The 7,188-nt window shown below is 61.3% G+C and carries 5 protein-coding genes, 1 tRNA gene and 2 rRNA genes (1 of these 8 running past the window's edge); 5 read left to right on the top strand and 3 right to left on the bottom strand.

Going from position 1 to position 7,188, the window contains the following annotated elements:
• Nucleotides 1-79: 79 nt before the first annotated feature.
• From NKH05_RS26155 to NKH05_RS26175, 5 genes are read left to right on the top strand one after another with little or no spacing between them, the layout of a single operon-like run.
• Complete coding sequence (locus NKH05_RS26155; protein WP_352644027.1) at nucleotides 80-1,066, top strand: ABC transporter permease; 987 nt, start codon at nucleotides 80-82, stop codon at nucleotides 1,064-1,066.
• The gene (locus NKH05_RS26160) at nucleotides 1,063-1,893 is read left to right on the top strand and encodes an ABC transporter permease (RefSeq protein WP_023722306.1); all 831 of its coding nucleotides are present in this window, start codon (nucleotides 1,063-1,065) and stop codon (nucleotides 1,891-1,893) included. The genes NKH05_RS26155 and NKH05_RS26160 overlap by 4 nt, the downstream gene beginning before the upstream one ends.
• Nucleotides 1,890-2,777, top strand: a complete 888-nt coding sequence (locus tag NKH05_RS26165) for an ABC transporter ATP-binding protein (protein ID WP_352683788.1) — start codon at nucleotides 1,890-1,892, stop codon at nucleotides 2,775-2,777. The genes NKH05_RS26160 and NKH05_RS26165 overlap by 4 nt, the downstream gene beginning before the upstream one ends.
• Nucleotides 2,774-3,565, top strand: a complete 792-nt coding sequence (locus NKH05_RS26170; RefSeq protein ID WP_352849369.1) for an ATP-binding cassette domain-containing protein — start codon at nucleotides 2,774-2,776, stop codon at nucleotides 3,563-3,565. The genes NKH05_RS26165 and NKH05_RS26170 overlap by 4 nt, the downstream gene beginning before the upstream one ends.
• Nucleotides 3,562-4,068, top strand: coding sequence for an L-2-amino-thiazoline-4-carboxylic acid hydrolase (locus NKH05_RS26175; protein ID WP_352849367.1), 507 nt, complete (start codon nucleotides 3,562-3,564; stop codon nucleotides 4,066-4,068). Before NKH05_RS26170 ends, NKH05_RS26175 begins: the two co-directional genes overlap by 4 nt.
• Nucleotides 4,069-4,691: 623 nt before the next feature.
• Here NKH05_RS26175 and NKH05_RS26180 read toward each other — a convergent pair.
• The 3 genes from NKH05_RS26180 to NKH05_RS26190 all read right to left on the bottom strand — a co-directional run.
• Nucleotides 4,692-4,768: transfer RNA gene (locus tag NKH05_RS26180), tRNA-Met, on the bottom strand.
• Between the two features lie 233 nt (nucleotides 4,769-5,001).
• A 5S ribosomal RNA gene (gene rrf / locus NKH05_RS26185) occupies nucleotides 5,002-5,116 on the bottom strand.
• 96 nt (nucleotides 5,117-5,212) lie between these two features.
• Nucleotides 5,213-7,188 (bottom strand): 23S ribosomal RNA (locus tag NKH05_RS26190) (it continues 831 nt past the right edge of the window).

Raw genomic sequence — 7,188 nt, forward strand, 5'->3', positions numbered from 1 at the left:
GATGTCCGGCAGGACAGAGGGGGGTGGGAAGAAACACCGCATCTCCTAATTGCCACTGCGCCAAGCACCCGGCGCCGCCATGAGCCGCGCCCTCACCCTCCTTCGCCGTCGCCTCGTCGGCAGCATCTTCGTGTTGCTGATTGTCGTCATCGGCACCTTCCTGTTGCTCGAAGCCGCTCCCGGCGATGCGGTCGATGCCTACATCGTCTCGACCGGCGGCGACGCCGGCATGATCGAGCTGTTGCGTCACCGCTGGGGGCTCGACCAATCTGAGCTGACGCGGCTGGCCAATTACCTTTGGGCGCTGCTGCATCTCGACCTTGGCCAGTCCGTCACCTTTTCACGGCCGATCCGCGATGTCATCACCGAGCGCCTGCCCAACACGCTGCTGTTGATGGGCAGCGCCACCGCGCTCTCCTTCGGACTCGGCTCGGTGCTCGGCATCTATGCCGGCGCCAGACCCGGCAGCGTCCGTGATCGCTTCCTGTCTATCGGCTCGCTGGCGGTCTATGCCATACCGGGCTTCTGGCTCGGGCTGGTGCTGATCATCGTCTTTGCCGTCGACCTGCGCTGGTTTCCGATCGGCAGCATCGAGAGCATCGCCTCGGCCAGGACCGGCCTTGATCGCGCTGGCGACATCGCCCGCCATCTCGTCCTGCCGGTCTCCGCGCTCGGCTTCATTTATCTCGCGCTCTATCTGCGCATGATGCGCGCCGGCATGGCCGAGGTCTGGCGGCAGGATTTTGTCCTCGCCGCTCGCGCCAGGGGACTTTCCCGCCGTCGCGTCGTGCTCGCCCATGTCGCCCGCAACGCGCTGTTGCCGCTGGTCACCATGCTTGGCCTGCAGTCCGCGCAAATGCTGGGCGGCAGCGTCGTCATCGAAAGCGTCTTTTCGGTGCCAGGCCTTGGCCGATTGGCGCAGGAAGCGGTGGCGGCACGCGACACGCCGTTGCTGCTCGGCATCATTCTCGTCAGCGCCGTTCTGGTCGTCATCATCAACCTTCTCGTCGACATCGCCTACGCCGTCCTCGATCCGCGCGTCGGAGCCAATGAGGCCGGCGCGTGAACCCGCTTCGCCGTTTTCTCCGGACGCCGGAAGCGATCGCCGGCATTGTCATCCTGGCGGCGCTGTTTGCCGTGGCGCTTGCCGCACCTTTGTTCTTTCCCGGCGATCCGCAGGCCATTGCCGGGCCGGCATTGCTGCCACCGTTCCAGGACTGGTCGCTACCACTAGGCACCGACCGCCTCGGCCGTGACATGCTGGCCGAGCTTTTCCACGGCGCCCGCACCTCGCTGGCGGTCGGCCTGGCGGCCGCCGCCGCCGCCCTTGCCGTCGGCGCAGTGATCGGCACGCTGGCCGGCTTTGCCGGCGGCCTTATCGACGAAGTGCTGATGCGCATCACCGACGCTTTCCAGACCGTGCCAGCTTTTCTGCTGGCTTTGGCTTTCGTCAGCATCGTCGGGCCGTCGCTCGGCGTCGTCGTCGCGGCGATCGCACTGGGCGCCTGGACCGGACCGGCACGCGTGGCGCGAGCCGAAGTGCTGTCGATCCGCGAGCGCGATTTTGTAGCGGGCGCCCGCGTCATCGGCATGCATCCGCTGGAGATCGCCTTTCGCGAGGTGCTGCCCAACGCATTGCCGCCGGTACTGGCATTGTCGTCGGTGATCGTCGCCGCGGCGATTCTCACCGAAGCGGCATTGTCCTTTCTCGGCCTCGGCGACCCCAACCGCGTTACCTGGGGCGGCATGATCGCCGAAGGCCGTGCCGTGCTGCGCACCGCGCCGTTCCTGTCGATCGTTCCGGGAATAGCACTCGTGCTCACGGTGCTAGGTGTGTATCTCGCCGGCGAAGGCGTCGTCGAGACGACGGCGGTGAGGAGGGGCCTGTCGTGACGGCGCTGCTTTCGATCCGCAATCTGACGGTGACCTATCGCCGCGATGGCTCCGAGGTGACGGCACTAAAGAGTGTCAGCCTCGACATTCCCGCCGGCGAGCGCTTTGCCATCATCGGCGAGAGCGGTTCGGGCAAGAGCACGCTGGCGCTTGCCATTGCCGGGCTGCTGCCGGGTTCTGCCAGGATCGAAGGCCGCATCGATTGGCTCTTGCGCCCGCCGCCAATGTCTGGTGCCAAGACACCCCCCTCTGTCCTGCCGGACATGTCCGGCAGGACAGAGGGGGGTGCGACGGGACGTCAGCCTGCAAGTCTTCGCGACCATGCTTCAATCGGCGGCCGTGACATCGGCTTCATCTTCCAGGATCCATCGGCGAGCCTTGACCCGGTGATGCCAATTGGCAAGCAGATCGCCGAGGTCGCCTACACCCACCTCGGCCTCAATTGGCCGCAAGCCTACGCGAAGGCCCAAAACTTGCTTGAACGGGTCCGTCTGCCCGACCCCAATGCGGCTATGCATGCCTTTCCACACCAGCTTTCCGGCGGCCAGAAGCAGCGCGTCGCCATCGCCGCGGCAATCGCGTCCGGCCCGAAACTGCTGATCGCCGATGAGGCGACCAGCGCGCTGGACACCATCGTGCAGGCCGAGATCGTCGCGCTAATTCGGCAATTGGTGGCCGAGGACGGCATGACGCTGTTGTTCGTCAGCCACGACATCGCGCTGGCCGCTGAGCTGGCGGGGCGCATCGCCGTGTTCCGGAATGGCGAATTGATCGAACTCGGTGCGACGGCGCAGGTCGTCAGTGCGCCGCGGCACACTTACACTCGGGCGCTGCTTGACGCTCATCTCGGCCTCGACGCCGAGCCGCTGTTGCAGCGAACATGACCAGTCCTCTGCTCGCCGTTTCCGGCCTGACCAAACGATACCCTCGCGGCGGCAAGATCATTGCCGCGGCAGATAACGTTTCCTTCCACATCGAAGCTGGCGAGACGCTGGCGCTGGCCGGACCTTCAGGCAGCGGCAAGTCGACGATAGCCCGGCTGATGCTGCGGCTCATCGAACCCGACGCCGGCCATATCGAATTTGAAGGCAGCGACTTCCTGTCAATGAACGGCGCTGCCTTGCGCCACCGGCGCGCTCGTCTGCAGATGGTGTTTCAGGATCCGCTCGCCGCCTTGAACCCGCGCGCCACGGTGGCGCGTGTGCTCGACGACCCCTTGCGCATCCATCACATTGCCTCTCGTGCCGAGCGCCCGCGCCGTATTGCCACTCTGCTGGAGCGCGTCGGCCTCAGCCCCGGTCTCGCCGGCCGCGCCATTCACGAAATCTCCGGCGGCCAACGCCAACGAGTCGCCATCGCCCGCGCCATCGCCACAAAACCGTCGCTGGTCGTGCTCGACGAGGCCGTGTCGGCGCTCGACGTTTCGGTGCGCGCGCAGATCCTGCGGCTGCTGCTCGACCTTCAACGCGAGGAGCGCATCGCCTATCTGTTCATTTCGCACGATCTCGGTGTCGTCCGTGCCATCGCCCACCGCGTCGCCATTTTGGACGCCGGGCGCATTGCCGAGAGCGGCGATGCCCGTACCGTTATCGACGCGCCGCAATCCGCGATCGGCAAGGCGCTGGTGGCGGCAGCGCCAAGACTGTCAAGGATCGAACAGGACGCATCATGACCGACGTCGAAGCCCGAGCCGAAAAACTGTCGCGCGAACTCGATTCCGCCTTCCGTAACCGCGCCGATCTCTATCGTCTGTTGCTCGACGAGCTAACCGCGGAAGTTGGCGCGGAAAAGGCTGAGGCTATCATGATCCGCACCATCGAACGGCGCGGCAAGGAGGTTGCGGCGTCGGCCTTCGCCGATTTCGGCCCGAACGACGCAACGGCGATCGGCGAGGCGTTCCTCGCCGTCAGCCCGGATGGCGGCCGCATGTATCCGACCGACGTCGAACGCGGCCAAGGCCGCATCGCCTTCAAGGTCAAGCGCTGTCCGCTGAAGGACGCTTGGGTCGAAGCTGGCGTTGGCGACAAGAAGCTCGCCACGCTCTGCCGCATCGCCGGCGCCTTCGACCGCGGCCTGTTCGAGGCCACCGGAGTGCGCTTCGACAACGTCACCTGGACGCCGGGCCACGGTTCCGGCTGCTGCCACATCGCCTTGACCAACCGGGATGCCGGCTAGAGCTGCAGTTCGAGCCATGTCGGCGAAGACGTAAAGTTCCGTTTCGTAACCGGCGCCATAAGGCAAGCGGGGGTTTTGATGTGTGCATTGCAAGGAATTGGTGCCGGCCGGAGGCGTCTTTGTGGGTTCACGGCTGTGGCCTCGAGCCACGGCAATCAAATCAATCCGAGATTTTGTCGGATTGCGGCATTCTTATTCGTCTTCAGTAGGGGAGTTCCTGGAGGTGAATTATGAGCGAATTGCCGGTGGTCAGAACGCGACTCAAAGGCAAAAACCTTACGCAGAGCATGCTGATCCCAACGGAGAACATGGTCGCAGACGAGCTCCGGGCTGCGCGACCTGGCCACTTGTCGGACCTTGCAGAGTTACGACGTAAGCTCGCGGCAAAATACGGAGCAGACGCCTGCTGCCCAGTGACTGTGCGGCGGCACTTGGTGCATATCAGTCAAGACGGCAGCGCGCCCTTTTGGCGCGTCGTAAATCCCGATCGGCCATTCGCCCGACGTATGAGAGGTGGATCGGAACACATACGCGAAAGATTGGCTGCGGAATGCTAAGTGTCCTGTCGCGGCACTTCAGTGCATACGAAAACGGCCCGCACAAGGCGGGCCGTTTTCGTACTTTGGTTGCGGGGACAGGATTTGAACCTGTGACCTTCAGGTTATGAGCCTGACGAGCTACCGGGCTGCTCCACCCCGCGTCAACTTCACGGCGAACGCCGGCCGGGCAGCCCGGGCTTTTTTGTTTTGTCCGTCCTCAAGGCCTTCGCCTTGTGGGCGGACGGGGCGCTGCTCCACCCCGCGTCAACCCTAGAAGTAAGCCTTGGCTCACTGAATTCAAGCTTCCGCCAAATGAAAGGGCCGCTTGCGCGGCCCGGAGTCCCGTTGGCGGGCCTGTTCGTAAGGAGAAGATTAAACAACGTGCGCTTGGCAGACCTGGCAGCGACCTACTCTCCCGCGTCTTGAGACGAAGTACCATCAGCGCTGGAGCGTTTCACGGCCGAGTTCGGAATGGGATCGGGTGCAGCCGCTCCGCCATAACCACCAGGTCGGCAAAACGCACGTTGCTCGAGAAGCTGTTTTCTGTGCCATCCATCTCGGCGCAATCCAAGGATTGTCGCCAGAAATGGGCATTAGGAATGAGAACGATCAAGCCGATCGAACTATTAGTACCGGTAAGCTTCAAGCGTTGCCGCTCTTCCACACCCGGCCTATCAACGTGGTCGTCTTCCACGGTTCTCAGGGAATACTCGTTTTAAGGTGGGTTTCCCGCTTAGATGCCTTCAGCGGTTATCCCGTCCGGATATAGCTACCCTGCTATGCGGCTGGCGCCACAACAGGTCCACCAGAGATCCGTCCATCCCGGTCCTCTCGTACTAGGGACAGATCCTTTCAATATTCCTACACCCACGGCAGATAGGGACCGAACTGTCTCACGACGTTCTGAACCCAACTCACGTACCGCTTTAAATGGCGAACAGCCATACCCTTGGGACCTGCTCCAGCCCCAGGATGCGATGAGTCGACATCGAGGTGCCAAACAACCCCGTCGATATGGACTCTTGGGGGTCATCAGCCTGTTATCCCCGGCGTACCTTTTATCCGTTGAGCGATGGCCCTTCCACGCGGGACCACCGGATCACTATGACCGACTTTCGTCTCTGCTCGACTTGTCAGTCTCGCAGTCAGGCAGGCTTATGCCATTGCACTCAGCGAACGATTTCCGACCGTTCTGAGCCCACCATCGCGCGCCTCCGTTACTCTTTAGGAGGCGACCGCCCCAGTCAAACTACCCACCATACATTGTCCCGGACCCGGATAACGGGCCGCGGTTAGACATCCATAGTGATAAGGGTGGTATTTCAAGGGTGGCTCCACCTGAGCTGGCGCCCAGGTTTCAAAGCCTACCACCTATCCTACACATGCCACTACGAATGCCAATGTAAAGCTATAGTAAAGGTGCACGGGGTCTTTCCGTCTAACCGCAGGAACCCCGCATCTTCACGGGGAATTCAATTTCACTGAGTCTATGCTGGAGACAGCGGGGAAGTCGTTACGCCATTCGTGCAGGTCGGAACTTACCCGACAAGGAATTTCGCTACCTTAGGACCGTTATAGTTACGGCCGCCGTTTACTGGGGCTTCGATTCAGAGCTTGCACCCCTCCTCTTAACCTTCCAGCACCGGGCAGGCGTCAGACCCTATACGTCGTCTTGCGACTTCGCAGAGCCCTGTGTTTTTGATAAACAGTCGCTACCCCCTGGTCTGTGCCACCCTCCCATGCTTGCGCATGAAAGGGTCACGCTTCTTCCGAAGTTACGCGTGCAATTTGCCGAGTTCCTTCAGCATAGTTCTCTCAAGCGCCTTGGTATACTCTACCAGTCCACCAGTGTCGGTTTCGGGTACGGTCTATAAGGAGGAGCTATTTCCTGGAACCACGCAGCAGCCCTTTCAATCCGATAAGATTGGACTACCTCAATGATCCGTCACTTCCTCCAGGCCCACGAATATTAACGTGGTTCCCATCGTCTACGCATTTCTGCCTCGACTTAGGGGCCGGCTAACCCTGCTCAGATTAGCTTTAAGCAGGAACCCTTGGACTTTCGGCGGGGGAGTCTCTCACTCCCCTTACGTTACTCATGTCAGCATTCGCACTTCTGATACCTCCACCATCCCTCACGGGTATGGCTTCATCAGCTTACAGAACGCTCCGCTACCGCTTGCATTGCTGCAAACCCTAAGCTTCGGTGTATGGCTTTAGCCCCGTTACATTTTCGGCGCAAAGACCCTTATTTAGACCAGTGAGCTGTTACGCTTTCTTTAAATGATGGCTGCTTCTAAGCCAACATCCTGGTTGTTTTGGGATCCTCACATCCTTTCCCACTTAGCCATAACTTGGGGACCTTAGCTGTAGGTCAGGGTTGTTTCCCTTTTCACGACGGACGTTAGCACCCGCCGTGTGTCTGCCGACTATTACTCCCAGGTATTCGGAGTTTGGTTAGGTTTGGTAATCCGGTGAGGACCCCTAGCCCATCCAGTGCTCTACCCCCTGGGGTATTCGGTCGACGCTCTACCTAAATAGATTTCGCGGAGAACCAGCTATTTCCGAGTTTGATTGGCCT

Origin of the sequence: Mesorhizobium sp. M1399, from assembly GCF_040317735.1 — a bacterium.
Taxonomy (GTDB): domain Bacteria; phylum Pseudomonadota; class Alphaproteobacteria; order Rhizobiales; family Rhizobiaceae; genus Mesorhizobium.